The organism is Rathayibacter sp. PhB179 (assembly GCF_004345345.1).
In the GTDB taxonomy this organism is placed as follows: Bacteria; Actinomycetota; Actinomycetes; order Actinomycetales; family Microbacteriaceae; genus Rathayibacter; species Rathayibacter festucae.
The window spans coordinates 25,946-39,448 of sequence record NZ_SLVD01000009.1; the positions used below are offsets into that span (position 1 = coordinate 25,946).

The following is a 13,503-nucleotide window of genomic DNA, read 5'->3' on the forward strand; positions in this document are numbered from 1 at the left end:
TTCCCAGGACTGTGGGCGAGGGCTTGCGGTGAACGACCGCCCTCGCGGCACGAGGCGTATCCGGCGATCCGCGTTCCAGCGGATCGCCGTCGCCGCACCGCACCGGCCCTGCGGAACGCGACCATGCAGGGAGCGGACGCGCCTGCGCCGCGCGCTGCGCGGCGCAGCCCGCGTTCCGCTCGGAGTGACGGGGCTACGCCCCGTTACACCGAGCGGAACGCGGCAACAGCATTGTGCCCCCCGAACCCGAAGGAGTTGGAGAGGGCGACGAGGGGCCCTGCTCCGAGGTCGCGCGGGCTGGTGACGACGTCGAGCGGGATCTGCGGGTCCTGCTCGAAGAGGTTGATGGTGGGCGGGGCGGTGCGCTCGTGCAGGGCGAGGACGGTGAAGATCGCCTCGAGGGCGCCGGTGCCGCCGAGGAGGTGGCCGGTGGCGGCCTTGGTGGCGGAGACGGCGATGTTCGGGAGGTGGTCGCCGAACACGCGGGCGAGGGCGCGGTACTCGGCGATGTCGCCGACGGGGGTGCTGGTCGCGTGGGCGTTGACGTGGGTGACGTCGGTGCGGGCGGCGCCGGCCTGCTCGAGAGCCTCGATCATGGCGCGGGCGGCGGCGGAGCCCTCGGGGTCGGGGGCGGTGATGTGGTACGAGTCGCTGGTGACGGCGCCGCCGGCGAGCTCGGCGTAGATGCGGGCGCCGCGGGCGAGCGCGTGCTCCTCGGTCTCGAGGACGAGGGTGGCGGCGCCCTCGCCGAGGACGAAGCCGTCGCGGGAGACGTCGTAGGGGCGGGAGGCGGTGGCCGGGTCGTCGTTGCGGCGCGAGAGGGCCTGCATCGAGGCGAAGGCGGCGAGGGGGAGCGGGTGGACGACCGACTCGGTGCCGCCGGCGATGACGACGTCGGCGAGGCCGCGCTGGAGGTGCTCGTAGGCGTTGGCGATCGCCTCGGTGCTGGACGCGCAGGCCGACACGTCGGTGCGGGCGTAGGCGCGGGAGGGGATCGACATGCTGATCGCGGCCGCGGCGGCGTTGGGCATGAGCATGGGGATGGTCATCGGGAGGACGCGGCGGGGGCCGCGCTCGCGGAGGGTGTCCCACGCGTCGATGAGGGTCCAGAGTCCGCCGATGCCGGTGGAGTAGTCGACGCCGACGCGCAGCGGGTCGACGTCGGTGATGCCGGAGTCGGCCCACGCCTCGCGGGCGGAGATGAGGGCGAACTGGCTGGAGGGGTCGAGGCGCTTGGCCTCGGGCCGGGGGAGGACCTCCTCCGGGCGCACCTTCGCCTGCGCGGCGAAGGTGACGGGGAGCTCGAGCTCGGTCACCCAGTCGGCCTGGATCGTGCTGACGCCGGACTCACCCGCGAGAAGGGCGTTCCAGGACTCGCGAGCGGTGCCGCCGAGGGGCGTGCTGGCTCCGATGCCGGTGACGACGATTTTCTTGGGACTCATGACGACGATCTCTGTTCCGTGACGGGTGGGTTCCGGGCGCACCCCGGCCGGGCTCAGGGCCCTGGCCGGGGTGTCCGCCGCGAGGACGGGAAGCGCGGTGCGCTGGTTACGCGGAGGCCTTGACGATGAAGGTGACCGCGTCGCCGACCGTCTTGAGGTTCTTGACCTCGTCGTCCGGGATCTTCACGTCGAACTTCTCCTCGGCGTTGACGACGATGGTCATCATCGAGATGGAGTCGATGTCGAGGTCGTCGGTGAACGACTTCTCCATCTCGACGGAATCGGTCGCGATGCCCGTCTCGTCGTTGACCAGTTCGGCCAGGCCGGCGAGGACTTCTTCGTTGGACAGTGCCATGGTTCTCTCCTTGAGGGGTGTTCGATCAGGGTGTTTCGACTCGGTGTACGTCGAGATCGAGGTGTTCGTCGTGTGACCGTAGGTCAGTTTAGGGGTGGGCCTGCGCCCCCTAAGGGAGCACCACGACCTGCGCGCCGAAGACGAGTCCGGCGCCGAAGCCGATCTGCAGGGCGAGTCCGCCGCTGAGCTCGGGGTGCTCCTCGAGCAGGCGGTGGGTCGCGAGCGGGATGGAGGCGGCCGAGGTGTTGCCGGTCGTCTCGATGTCGCGGCCGATGGTCACGGTCTCGGGCAGCTTCAGCTGCTTGGCGAGCTCGTCGATGATGCGCATGTTCGCCTGGTGCGGGATGAAAGCGGCGAGGTCCTCGGGCGCGACGCCCGCCTCGGCCAGCGCCTGCTTGGCGACCTTGGCCATCTCCCAGACCGCCCAGCGGAAGACGGAGGGGCCGTCCTGGCGCAGCGTCGGCCACTCGGCGACGCCGTCGCGGTAGGCGGCGAGCGGGTTGTCCATCCCGACGGTGTCCCACTTCGAGCCGTCGGAGCCCCAGACGGTCTTCGAGATGCCGGCGGTATCGCTCGGGCCGACGATCGCGGCGCCGGCGCCGTCGCCGAGGAGGAAGGAGATGCTGCGGTCGGTCGACTTCACGATGTCGGAGAGCTTCTCGGCGCCGACGACGAGGACGTACTCGGCGAGGCCGGAGCGGACGAACGAGTCGGCCTGGGCGATGCCGTAGGTGTACCCGGCGCAGGCGGCGGAGATGTCGTAGGCGGGTGCCGGGTTCGCGCCGATCCGATCGGCGAGGAGCGCCGCCAGCGACGGGGTCTGCACGGTGTTGCTGATGGTGGAGACCAGCACGAGGCCGATCTGGTCGGCGCGGATCCCGGCCTTCTCGATCGCCTCGAGCGAGGCGGTCGTCGCGAGGTCGACGGCCTGGATCTCGGAGGAGGCGCGGCGGCGCTCGACGATGCCGGTGCGCTGGCGGATCCACTCGTCGGAGGAGTTGATCGGGCCGACGAGGTCGTCGTTCGGGACGACGAGGTCGCCGCGGGCCGCGCCGATGCCGAGGATGCGGGTGTACTGGCTGCCGCTGGACTGGGTGAGGGAAGGGGTCGTCATGGGTCTCTCCTGCTAGGCGGCGTGCTCGTCGATGAAGGCGCGGGCGGCGTCGAGGTCGTCGGGGGTCTTGATCGCGAGGGTCGGGAGTCCCTTGAGGCCGCGCTTGGCGAGGCCGACGAGGGCGCCGGCGGGGGCCAGCTCGATCAGGCCGGTGACGCCCGCCTCGGCGAAGGCCGCCATGCAGAGGTCCCAGCGGACGGGCGAGGCGACCTGGCCGACGAGCAGCTCCAGGAAGCGGGAGCCGCTGTCGACGACGGAGCCGTCGTTGTTCGTCCAGAGGCGCAGCGTCGGGTCGGCCGGGGTGATCGAGGCGGCGACGCCGGCGAGGGCGTCGCGGGCCGGCGCCATGTAGCGGGTGTGGAAGGCGCCGGCGACCTGGAGCGGGACGACGCGGGTGCCGCGGAGGGGCTCGTCCTTCAGCGCCTGGAGGGCGTCGACCGCGCCGGCGACGACGATCTGGCCGCCGCCGTTGTAGTTGGCCGGCTCGAGGCCGAGCTCGTCGAGGCGGGCGAGGAGCGCCTCCTCGTCGCCGCCGAGGACGGCGCTCATCGCGGTGGGGGTCGCGGCGGCCGCGGCGGCCATGGCGCGGGCGCGCTCGCGGACGAAGACGAGGGCGTCGGGCTCGGAGAGGACGCCGGCTCCGGCCGCTGCGGTGATCTCGCCGACCGAGTGGCCGGCGATGCCCGCGATGCGCTCGCGGCGGCCGCCCTCGAGCAGTGCGGCCAGGCTGACCAGCCCGGCGGAGACGATCAGCGGCTGGGCGATCGCGGTGTCGCGGATCGTGTCCGCGTCCGAGACGGTGCCGTGGGCGGCGAGGTCGATGCCGACCGCCTCCGAGTGGGCGGCGACCTGCTCGGCCACCGAGGGGACGGCGAGCCACGGCTCGAGGAATCCGGGGGTCTGGGAGCCCTGACCCGGGGCGACGACGACGATCACGCTTTCAGTCTTCCGATCCGCGCCGGTTCGTGCGGCGCTCTGAGGTACTGACAAACCACAAAGAGCTTGTGGCGGTTCTACAACGGGGTGCGAGGAGGGGTGCGGCTCACTTGCGGGTCGGACGGCGGCGGACCGCTCCGTCCGGGTCGCTCATCGAGCCGAGGATGAGGGCCGACTGGAGGATGAGCGCCTCGCGAGCGCCCGTCGCGTCCCAGCCGATCACCTCCGCCACCCGCTTCAGGCGGTAGCGGACGGTGTTGGGGTGCACGAAGAGCTCGCGGGCCGTCGCCTCCAGCGAGCGGCCGTTGTCCAGGTAGGCCCACAGCGTGGTGAGCAGCTCGGTCGAGTGCTTCTGCAGCGGCTTGTAGATCTGGGTGATCAGGCTGTGCCGGGCGAGGGGATCGCCGGCGAGCGCGCGCTCGGGGAGGAGGTCGTCGGCGTTCACCGGCCGCGGGGCGTTGCGCCAGGAGCGCGCGACCGCGAAGCCGGCCAGGGCGGCGCGGGCGCTGCGCGAGGCCTCGACGAGCGTCGGCACCTCGTGGCCGAGGACCAGGTGACCGGAGCCGAAGCCCGGCTCGAGCGCGTTCGCGATCTCGAGGAAGGCGACTGGCGGGCCGGTCTCCTCCGTCGCGTTCTCGCTCGGCTCGGCGCGGCCGATCACCAGCACGAGCCGGCTGCCCTGCACGCCGATCAGCACGTCGGCGCTCATGTGCCGGGCGGTGCGGCGGAGCTGGTCGACGTCGAGCATCTTCGGCGCGGTGCCCACGAGCACCGCGACCTCGCCGTGGCCGTGCCAGCCGAGGGCCGCGATGCGGCTCGGCAGCTCGTCGTCGGCCTCGCCCGTGAGGATCGAGTCGACGACGAGCGCCTCGAGCCGGGCGTCCCAGAGGCCGCGCGCCTCGGCCGCCCGGGCGTAGACGTCGGCCGCGGCGAAGGCGATCTCGCGCGAGTAGAGCAGGATCGCCTCGCGCAGGTCCTCGCCGCGGTTGGTGATCCGCTCCTCGACGACCTCGACGGTGACCTTGATCAGCTGGAGGGTCTGGGTCAGCGAGACGGAGCGGAGCAGCTCGCGGGGAGCCGCTCCGAAGACGTCGGCGGCGATCCACGGCGTCGCCGACGGGTCGTCGAACCAGGAGATGAACGAGGTGATGCCGGCCTGCGCGACCATGCCCACCGCGGAGCGGCGGCCCGGGGGCATGCTGCCGTACCAGGGCAGCGTGTCCTCGAGCTTCTTGATGGTCTGCGTGGACAGCTCGCCCGAGAGGGTCCGCAGCCAGGCGAGGGTCTGCTCCTTCGTGCGCGGAGCGCCCGGCCGGGTGGCCGGACGCTCCGCGGAAGGGGCGGTTCCCCGCGTCGTCGACTGCGCGTCGTCGGAGGAGAGCACCGAGCCGTCCGTCAGTTATCGCCGCCGGCGTTGCCGGTGGTGCCGGCGTTCACGTCGTGGAGGCTGTACTTCTGGATCGCCTGGGCGGAGAGCGAGGGGTCGACCTCGCCGCGCTTGGCGAGCAGCTGCAGCGTGCGCACCACGACCGACGGTCCGTCGATCTTGAAGTGGCGACGTGCGGCGGCGCGGGTGTCCGAGAAGCCGAAGTCGTCCGCTCCGAGCGTCGCGAAGTCGCCCGGGATGAACTGCCGCAGCTGGTCCGGCACATGGTGCGAGAAGTCCGAGACGGCGACGAAGGGGCCCTTCGCGTCGGCGAGCTTCTGCGTGACGTAGGGGACCTGCGCCTCGTCCTCGGGGTAGAGGAAGTTGTGGTGCTCGGCGTTGATGCCGTCGCGCCGCAGCTCGTTCCACGAGGTGACCGACCAGACGTCGGCCGACACTCCCCAGTCCTCGGCGAGGAGCTTCTGCGCCTCGATCGCCCACGGCACGGCGACGCCGGACGCGAGCAGCTGGGCCTTCGGGCCGTCCCACTGACCCCAGGAGACGCGGTGGATGCCGCGGACGATGCCGTCCACGTCCACGTCCTCGGGCTCCTTCGGGTGCACGATCGGCTCGTTGTAGACCGTCACGTAGTACATGACGTTCGGGTCCGGGTGCTTCCCGCCGTACATCCGCTCGAGACCGGACTGCACGATGTGCGCGATCTCGTAGCTGTACGCCGGGTCGTAGCTGACGACGGCCGGGTTCGTGGCGGCGAGGATCGGCGAGTGGCCGTCCGCGTGCTGGAGGCCCTCACCGGTCAGCGTGGTGCGACCGGCGGTCGCCGCGATCATGAAGCCGCGGGCCATCATGTCGCCCGCCGCCCAGATCGCGTCCGCCGTGCGCTGGAAGCCGAACATCGAGTAGAAGACGTAGACCGGGATGAGCGGCTCGCCCTGCGTCGAGTAGGACGTGCCGACCGCGGTGAACGCCGCGAGCGCGCCCGCCTCGTTGATGCCGACGTGCAGGATCTGACCCTGCGGGCTCTCCTTGTAGGCCAGGAGCAGCTCGCGGTCGACCGACGTGTAGTGCTGGCCGCGCGGGTTGTAGATCTTCGCGTTCGGGAAGAACGCGTCCATGCCGAAGGTGCGGGCCTCGTCGGGGATGATCGGGACGACGCGGTTGCCGAAGTCCTTCGAGCGCAGGATGTCCTTCAGGATGCGGACGAACGCCATGGTGGTGGCGATCTCCTGCGTCCCGGAGCCCTTCTTGCCGATCTTGTAGGCCGAGTCGTCCGGCAGCGAGAGCTGGGTGTACTTCGACCGGCGCTCGGGCAGGTAGCCGCCGAGCGCGCGGCGGCGCTCCTGCATGTACTCGATCGCCTCGTCGCCCTGACCGGGGTGGTAGTACGGCGGGAGGTAGGGGTTCTCCTCGAGCTGCGCATCCGTGATCGGGATCCGCATGGTGTCGCGGAAGCCCTTCAGGTTGTCGAGCGTCATCTTCTTCATCTGGTGGGTCGCGTTGCGGCCCTCGAAGCTGCGGCCGAGACCGTAGCCCTTGATGGTGTGGGCGAGGATGACGGTCGGCTGGCCCTTGTGCTCCGTCGCGGCCTTCATCGCGGCGTAGATCTTGCGGTAGTCGTGACCACCGCGGCGCAGGCCCCAGATCTGCTCGTCGCTGTAGTCCTCGACGAGCTTCTTGGCGCGCTCGTCGCGGCCGAAGAAGTTCTCGCGGACGTAGGCGCCGTCCTCGGTCTTGAAGGTCTGGAAGTCGCCGTCGGGCGTCTTGTTCATCAGGTCGAGCAGCGCGCCCTCGGTGTCGCGGGCGAGCAGGTCGTCCCACTCGCGGCCCCAGATGAGCTTGATGACGTTCCAGCCGGCGCCACGGAAGAACGACTCCAGCTCCTGGACGATCTTGCCGTTGCCGCGGACCGGGCCGTCGAGGCGCTGCAGGTTGCAGTTGATGATGAAGTTGAGGTTGTCGAGGCCGTCGTTCGCGGCGACCTGGAGCTGACCGCGCGACTCGACCTCGTCCATCTCGCCGTCGCCGAGGAACGCCCAGACCTGCTGGTCGGAGGCGTCCTTGATGCCGCGGTTGGTGAGGTACTTGTTCGCCTGCGCCTGGTAGATCGCGTTGATCGGGCCGAGGCCCATCGACACGGTCGGGAACTGCCAGAACTCCGGCATGAGGCGCGGGTGCGGGTAGCTGGAGAGTCCGCCGCCCTGGTGCGACTTCTCCTGGCGGAACCCGTCGAGCTGGTGCTCGCTCAGGCGTCCCTCGAGGAAGGCGCGCGCGTAGGGGCCGGGGGAGGCGTGGCCCTGGATGAAGATCTGGTCGCCGCCGCCCGGGTGGTCCTGGCCGCGGAAGAAGTGGTTGAAGCCGACCTCGTAGAGCGAGGCGCTCGACGCGTAGGTCGAGATGTGCCCGCCGACGCCGATGCCGGGGCGCTGCGCGCGGTGCACGAGGATGGCCGCGTTCCAGCGGATCCAGGCGCGGTAGCGGCGCTCGACGTCCTCGTCGCCGGGGAAGTCGGGCTCGTTCTCGGCCGCGATGGTGTTGATGTAGTCCGTCGTCGGCACCATCGGAACGCCGAGGTGCAGCTCCTTGGAGCGCTTGAGGAGGCTGAGCATGACGTCGCGTCCGCGACCGGCACCCCGCTCCTCGACGAGCGCGTCCAGCGACTCGTTCCACTCCGACGTTTCCTCGGGATCCGAGTCGACGTGTCCGACGGAATACGGGTCCTGATCGTTAACAGTCACCCTCGACCTCTCTCTGGGGGCAGATCGTGCCCGAGACATCACTCTCATGAAGCGGTGCGGATCCGCGCGCAGGACCCTCGGATGACGAGGAGCGCGCGGGCACCCGTGCAAGCCTAGCGATTCCGGTCATGTGTGGCGATCCACGACGGAACCGCACAGGGCACTGTGGGATTTCTCCATCCGGACCGCGTCCAGCGGCCGATCGTCGCGGTCCCTTGGCTGATCGGCGGAGCAGGTCTAGCATTGCCCCTCGTGCTCGCGCGACATTCGTGCGCATGGAAGGACATCGTCCGATGGCTCTCGAGAAGCTCACGCTGGCTCCCGACTTCGAACTCGCGAACCAGTACGGCGAGCGCATCCAGCTCGGCGACTTCCACGGGCGGCGCAACGTCGCCCTCGTCTTCTTCCCGCTCGCCTTCTCCGGCACCTGCACCGGCGAGTTCTGCGCACTGCGCGAGAACCTCTCGCTGTTCGAGCACGCCGAGGTCGAGCTGATCGGCATCTCCGTCGACTCCAAGCACACCCTGCGCGCCTGGGGCGAGAAGCAGGGCTACGACTTCACGCTGCTCTCCGACTTCTGGCCGCACGGCGACGTCGCCAAGCAGTACGGCGTCTTCCTCGAGGGCAAGGGCTACGCGACGCGCGCCACCTTCCTCATCGACAAGGAGGGCGTCATCCGCGACACCTTCATCACCGCGCCCGGCGAGGCCCGCTCGATGGACGACTACCGCGCCGCGATCGACGCGCTCACCCCGGCCCACGCCTGACACCCTCCGCGAGATGCCACTTATGATCGCCTTTCACGGCGTGTCGCGCTCATAAGTGGCATCTCGCGGACTGCGCCAGCGCGTCAGTTGAGGATGTTCACGGCTCGGGAGATGACCAGGGCCAGCAGGACGAAGCCGGTGACGCCCTCGAGGGCCATCAGGAGCTTCACCCGGCTGGACAGCGGCATCGTGTCGGTGGGGCTGAACGCCATGGTGTTCGTCGTCGAGACGTAGAGGTAGTCGACGAAGCCGGGACGCCAGTCGGCCTTCTCGGAGGAGCCGACCGCGACCTCGCTGACGGTGTCGCGGTAGGTGTCCTGCGGGAAGGCGAAGTCGGCGGGCGGCAGCTGCGAGCGCTCGAGCGTGCCGCGGGAGACGGGGCCGCCGCGGTCGAGCTCCCAGTAGATCAGCGCGTAGGCGACGACGTTGGTGACCCAGACCTGCAGTGCGGTGAGCAACAGGAGCGGGCCGTCGGCGGATCCGTCGACGAGGTCGATCACGACCCGGCCGACGTTGATCTGGTTCGCCGCGGCGAGCACGACCGCGAGGGCGATCGAGACTCCGCGCGACCAGCGGGTCTCGGTGTCCAGGCGCCGCGGGTTGACCACGAACAGCGGGATCAGCAGCGCGAGCGTCAGGACCGCCGCGGCGATCCGGACGACCGAGGTGCCGGGATCGTGTCCGACGAGGTTGAGCGCCACGGCCACGAGGATCGCGGCGGAGGCCGGCCAGCGGCTCTCGGCCCGGCGCCTCGCGCGGGTGTCGTCCGTGTCCGCCATGCGCCGAGAGTAGCGCTGCGAGCCGTGTCGTAGGATCGATCCGATCGTCCGCGGCCCGGCCGCGACGGGGGCCTTTAGCTCAGTTGGTAGAGCGCCACGTTTACACCGTGGATGTCATCGGTTCGAGCCCGGTAGGGCCCACAGGAGAGCCTCGCGGGACCTCGGGTCAGCGGGACTGGCGGCGCTTGTAGGGCTTGGGCTGGCCCTTGACGACGGGGGCGCGGCCGGTGCCCTTCGAGGCCTTGGCCTTGCCGCCGGACTTGGGGGCCTCCTCCGGCTCGTCGCCGAGGGCGGCGAGCTCCTCGCGGGCCGAGGCGAGGCGCTGGCGGCCGGCGGCGGTGAGGGTCGTGGCGGCGGCGCCGGGCTCGAAGAGCGGGCGGCCGAGGTCGAGCTCGACGGCGGCGACGGAGGAGTCGAGCTTCGCGCGGGAGATGCCGAGCTTCTCGGCGGCGCGCACGAAGTGGAGCTCCTCGGCGACGGCCACGAAGTGACGCAGCTGGCTGATCTTCATGAGGAACCCTTCGCGGCCGCTCGCTGCGACCGCCTCCACCCTAGGCGGACCCCGGCGCGCGGCGGACACGCGCCCCGGCGCGGACGGACCCTCGCGGACACCCGCCCCGGTCGAGACCTGCCCTACGCCGGCCCTACGCGGACGGCGTCAGCCGCTGATCGCCGACGACTCCGAGCAGCCGGAGGGCCTCGGCGGAGGCGGGCGATCCGGCCCGCGGCGTGAGCACCAGCAGCACCTGCGCCTGGTTCTCGGTGAAGAGGGCCTGACAGTCGACGTCGATCTCGCCGACCTCGGGGTGCCGCAGGGTCTTGTGGTCCTCGAAGCGCGCCGTGACCTCCTGGAGCTCCCAGTAGCGGCGGAACTCCTCGCTCCGACCGAGCAGCGACGCGATGATCCGCCCGGCCAGCGGGTCGGCGTCGGGTGCCGCGGCGGCGAAGCGCAGCTGGGCGGTCTGCATCCGCCCCTGGTGCTCGTGCTCGCGCTCGGGGTAGCTGCGGCGGGCCTCGTCGGGGTGCGCGAACCAGCGGTGGATGCCGCTGCGGTCCAGGCCGGTCCCGGCGTCGCCGTCGCCGAAGAGGGCACGGGCCAGGCGGTTCTGCACGAGGGTCTCGCCGAGCTCGGTGATCACCAGCGCGGGAGTGTCGTCCAGCCGGTCGAGGACGCGGAGCAGCCCGGGGGAGACGTGCTCGTCGCGCCGGTGCCGCGCGGGCGGGGTCTGCCCGGCGAGCCGGAAGAGGTGGTCGCGCTCGTCGAGGTCCAGGCGCAGCCCGCGGGCGATCGCGGTGAGCATCTGCTCGGACGGCTGCGGGCCGCGCTGCTGCTCGAGCCGCGACCAGTAGTCGGCGGACATGCCGACGGCGGCGGCGATCTCCTCCCGGCGCAGGCCCGCGGTGCGGCGGCGCGCTCCGGGCGGCATGCCGACGTCGGACGGCTGCAGCCGCTCGCGTCGGCCGCGGAGGAACTCGGCGAGCGCAGGTCTGTCCATGCGCTCATCCTGCCGGTCCGCGCGCATCGCGGACCAGGGAGCGCCGATCCCTGGATCGTCCAGCCCTTCCGGCCCGTGCGGCGCAGGGCGACGCTGGGGTCAGCCGGGCGGGACAGCCCGGGACACGGAGGAGACCACATGAAGACCACGGGCAGCACCATCCTGATCACCGGCGCGACCTCGGGCATCGGCCGGGGCCTCGCCGAGCGCTTCCTCGACGCGGGGAGCACGGTGATCCTCGGCGGTCGCCGCAGCGAGCTGCTGGACGAGTTCACGGCGGCCCACCCCGGTTCGCACTCGGTCGTGATCGACGTCACCGACCCGGAGTCGATCGCCGCCGCGGTCGAGACGGTCACCCGGGAGCACCCCGACCTCGACGTCGTCGTCACGATGGCCGGCATCATGCTGCCGGAGGACCTGCAGGACTCGGGGCACCTCGACACCGCCGCAGCCATCGTCGAGACCAATCTGCTCGGCACGATCCGCACGCTGACCGCCTTCACGCCGTGGATCGCCGCGAAGCCGGACGGCGTGCTGATGACCGTGTCCTCGGGGCTCGCGTTCGTTCCGCTGCCGGCGACCCCGACCTACAGCGCGACCAAGGCCGCGGTGCACTCCTACACGCAGAGCCTGCGGGCGCAGCTCGCGGAGACTCCGGTGCAGGTGATCGAGCTGGTGCCGCCGGCCGTCCAGACCACGCTGATGGGGCAGCAGGACGACCCGAGCGCGATGCCGTTGGACGAGTTCCTCGACGAGACGGTGCGGATCCTCGCCTCCCAGCCGGAGGTGGAGGAGGTGCTCGTGGACCGGGTGCGCTTCCTCCGCGACGCCGAGGCCGAGGGGCGCCACGCCGACGTGCTGGCGCTGCTCAGCGGCCGCCACTGAGCCCGGAGCGGGCCGTCGCCGCCGCGGGGCCGCCGTTCAGCGACTGTTCTCCGACAGGTGTTGCGCTGGAGCGCTCTCACACCTACCCTCGCGGGCGTGGCCGGAACCCGAAGCCGGCCGCGGAGGAGGCCATTGTGGGCGCGCTCGTCTACAGCGGTGTGGCCTCGATCGACGGCTACACCGTCGACGAGACCGGGGACTTCAGCTGGGCCACGCCCCGCCCCGAGGTGCACCGCTTCATCAACGAGACCGAGACCGGAGTGGGCACGTACCTCTACGGCCACCGGATCTACGAGACCATGCGCGGCTGGGACGCGGGCTACGAGCTCGCCGAGCAGTTCGCCTTCATCCACGACTTCCAGGAGATGTGGCGCGCGGCGGACAAGGTCGTCTACTCGACGACCCTGCCCGCCGTGCGCACCCGCCGCACCCGGCTCGAGCGGACGTTCGATCCGGTGGGCGTGGCTCAGGAGGTCCGCTCGAAGCCGCACGACGTCTCCGTCGGCGGCGCGACCCTCGGGGCGCAGGCGCTCCTGGCCGGCGTGGTCGACGAGATCCGCTGGTACGTGGCGCCGATCGCGGTCGGCGGCGGGACGCCGTTCCTCCCCCGCGGCTTCCGCAGCCGCCTCGAGCTCCGGCAGCAGCGCAGCTTCGCGGACGGAACGGTGTTCCTCCGCTACGGCGTGAAGCCCTGAGGAGGAGCGACGCGGGCGCCGGTCAGGCGCGGGCCGGCTCGTCCGCGCCGACCAGTGCGGCGATCCGGGCGGCGATCCGCGCGCCCTGCGCCCGGCCGGCCTGCGCCGCGGCGGGACGGACCTCGGGGTCGAGCGAGTTCGGGCCGAAGGCGGCGATCGACGCCTCGTCCGCATAGACGACCTCGACGCGCGAGCCCGACAGTGCCTCGAGCTCGGCGGTGGGCAGAGTGCCGACACCGGGCGAGCCGATCCCGGACATCGGCGTGATGACGACCACCCAGTCGGCGCCGGCGGCGAGGTCGGCGTTGCTCCCGGAGCGCACGCCGCCGTCCATGTAGCGGACGCCGTCGATGCTCACCGGCGGCCAGACGCCGGGCACCGCGCAGCTGGCGGCGATGGCGTCGACCAGGCCGACGCCGCTCGTGCGGTCGAAGACGGCGAGCGCTCCGGTGGCGGTGTCGATCGCGGTGATCAGGAGGCGCTGCGCGGGCCAGTCGGCGTCGGCGATCCGCGCGGCGATGACGTCGCGGCGGGACTCCTCGGAGAGGGTCGCGGTCTCGAGGGCGAGCACGCCGATGCGGCGACGGGCGTCCTCCGGCGAGGTCGCGCCCTCGATCGCGGCGGCGTAGCTCGCCTGCAGGCGCTCGACGTCGACGACCGCGCCGATCTCGGCGGACTCCTCGCGCAGCTGGGACGCGTAGGCCTCGTCGAGGCCGACGGAGGTGCTCAGCTGCGAGGCGACGGCGGAGCCGGCCGAGGTGCCGATCAGGGTCGTGGCGGGGTCGAGGAGGAGGCGGGCCGCCTCGGGCGAGGCGTCGCTGAGGCCGCGGACGATGCCGAGCTCCCAGGCGATTCCGGCGAGGCCGCCTCCGGCGAGGACGAGGGCTCCGGGCATGGGTGGTCCTTTCGATG

General features: G+C 71.6%; 13 protein-coding genes and 1 tRNA gene. 4 read left to right on the forward strand and 10 right to left on the reverse strand.

Annotated features, from left to right (window positions below; all coding sequences use genetic code 11):
* Positions 1–203 precede the first annotated feature (203 nt).
* The 6 genes from EDF43_RS16875 to aceE form a co-directional block, all read right to left on the reverse strand.
* A complete protein-coding gene (locus tag EDF43_RS16875; protein WP_123703161.1) occupies positions 204–1,442 on the reverse strand; it encodes a beta-ketoacyl-[acyl-carrier-protein] synthase family protein in 1,239 nt (412 codons plus the stop codon).
* Positions 1,443–1,548: 106 nt separating this feature from the next.
* Positions 1,549–1,797 carry an acyl carrier protein gene (locus tag EDF43_RS16880; protein ID WP_123445660.1) on the reverse strand — a complete coding sequence of 83 codons (249 nt, stop codon included), beginning with the start codon at positions 1,795–1,797 and terminating at the stop codon, positions 1,549–1,551.
* Between the two features lie 109 nt (positions 1,798–1,906).
* The gene (locus EDF43_RS16885; protein WP_123445661.1) at positions 1,907–2,911 is read right to left on the reverse strand and encodes a beta-ketoacyl-ACP synthase III; all 1,005 of its coding nucleotides are present in this window, start codon (positions 2,909–2,911) and stop codon (positions 1,907–1,909) included.
* Between the two features lie 12 nt (positions 2,912–2,923).
* Positions 2,924–3,847, reverse strand: coding sequence for an ACP S-malonyltransferase (locus EDF43_RS16890; RefSeq protein ID WP_123735482.1), 924 nt, complete (start codon positions 3,845–3,847; stop codon positions 2,924–2,926).
* A 106-nt stretch (positions 3,848–3,953) separates the two neighbouring features.
* Entirely contained in the window at positions 3,954–5,120 is a 1,167-nt protein-coding gene (locus EDF43_RS16895) for a helix-turn-helix domain-containing protein (RefSeq protein ID WP_207901826.1), read from the reverse strand.
* Between the two features lie 122 nt (positions 5,121–5,242).
* Positions 5,243–7,969: a pyruvate dehydrogenase (acetyl-transferring), homodimeric type gene (aceE, locus tag EDF43_RS16900; protein ID WP_132437788.1), complete on the reverse strand. Its 2,727-nt coding sequence runs from the start codon at positions 7,967–7,969 to the stop codon at positions 5,243–5,245.
* 293 nt (positions 7,970–8,262) lie between these two features.
* Here aceE and EDF43_RS16905 point away from each other — a divergent pair, with 293 nt between their 5' ends.
* Positions 8,263–8,736, forward strand: a complete 474-nt coding sequence (locus EDF43_RS16905) for a peroxiredoxin (RefSeq protein ID WP_123445665.1) — start codon at positions 8,263–8,265, stop codon at positions 8,734–8,736.
* Positions 8,737–8,819: 83 nt separating this feature from the next.
* On the opposite strand, the gene EDF43_RS16910 is transcribed toward EDF43_RS16905, so the two are convergent.
* On the reverse strand, positions 8,820–9,515 hold the full coding sequence (locus EDF43_RS16910) for a DUF1345 domain-containing protein (RefSeq protein ID WP_132437789.1): 696 nt from the start codon (positions 9,513–9,515) through the stop codon (positions 8,820–8,822).
* 68 nt (positions 9,516–9,583) lie between these two features.
* Here EDF43_RS16910 and EDF43_RS16915 point away from each other — a divergent pair.
* A tRNA-Val gene (locus EDF43_RS16915) sits at positions 9,584–9,656 on the forward strand.
* Positions 9,657–9,681: 25 nt separating this feature from the next.
* Here the strand turns inward: EDF43_RS16915 and EDF43_RS16920 are convergent.
* Entirely contained in the window at positions 9,682–10,026 is a 345-nt protein-coding gene (locus EDF43_RS16920; RefSeq protein WP_123445667.1) for a LysR family transcriptional regulator, read from the reverse strand.
* 133 nt (positions 10,027–10,159) lie between these two features.
* Positions 10,160–11,011 carry a helix-turn-helix transcriptional regulator gene (locus EDF43_RS16925; RefSeq protein WP_132437790.1) on the reverse strand — a complete coding sequence of 284 codons (852 nt, stop codon included), beginning with the start codon at positions 11,009–11,011 and terminating at the stop codon, positions 10,160–10,162.
* Positions 11,012–11,149: 138 nt separating this feature from the next.
* On the opposite strand from EDF43_RS16925, the gene EDF43_RS16930 reads away from it, so the two are divergent.
* Positions 11,150–11,896 carry an SDR family NAD(P)-dependent oxidoreductase gene (locus EDF43_RS16930; protein WP_132437791.1) on the forward strand — a complete coding sequence of 249 codons (747 nt, stop codon included), beginning with the start codon at positions 11,150–11,152 and terminating at the stop codon, positions 11,894–11,896.
* Positions 11,897–12,030: 134 nt separating this feature from the next.
* Positions 12,031–12,591, forward strand: coding sequence for a dihydrofolate reductase family protein (locus tag EDF43_RS16935; protein ID WP_132437792.1), 561 nt, complete (start codon positions 12,031–12,033; stop codon positions 12,589–12,591).
* Between the two features lie 22 nt (positions 12,592–12,613).
* Here the strand turns inward: EDF43_RS16935 and EDF43_RS16940 are convergent, their stop codons facing one another.
* Positions 12,614–13,486, reverse strand: a complete 873-nt coding sequence (locus EDF43_RS16940; protein WP_132437793.1) for a patatin-like phospholipase family protein — start codon at positions 13,484–13,486, stop codon at positions 12,614–12,616.
* Between the last annotated feature and the right edge of the window lie 17 nt (positions 13,487–13,503).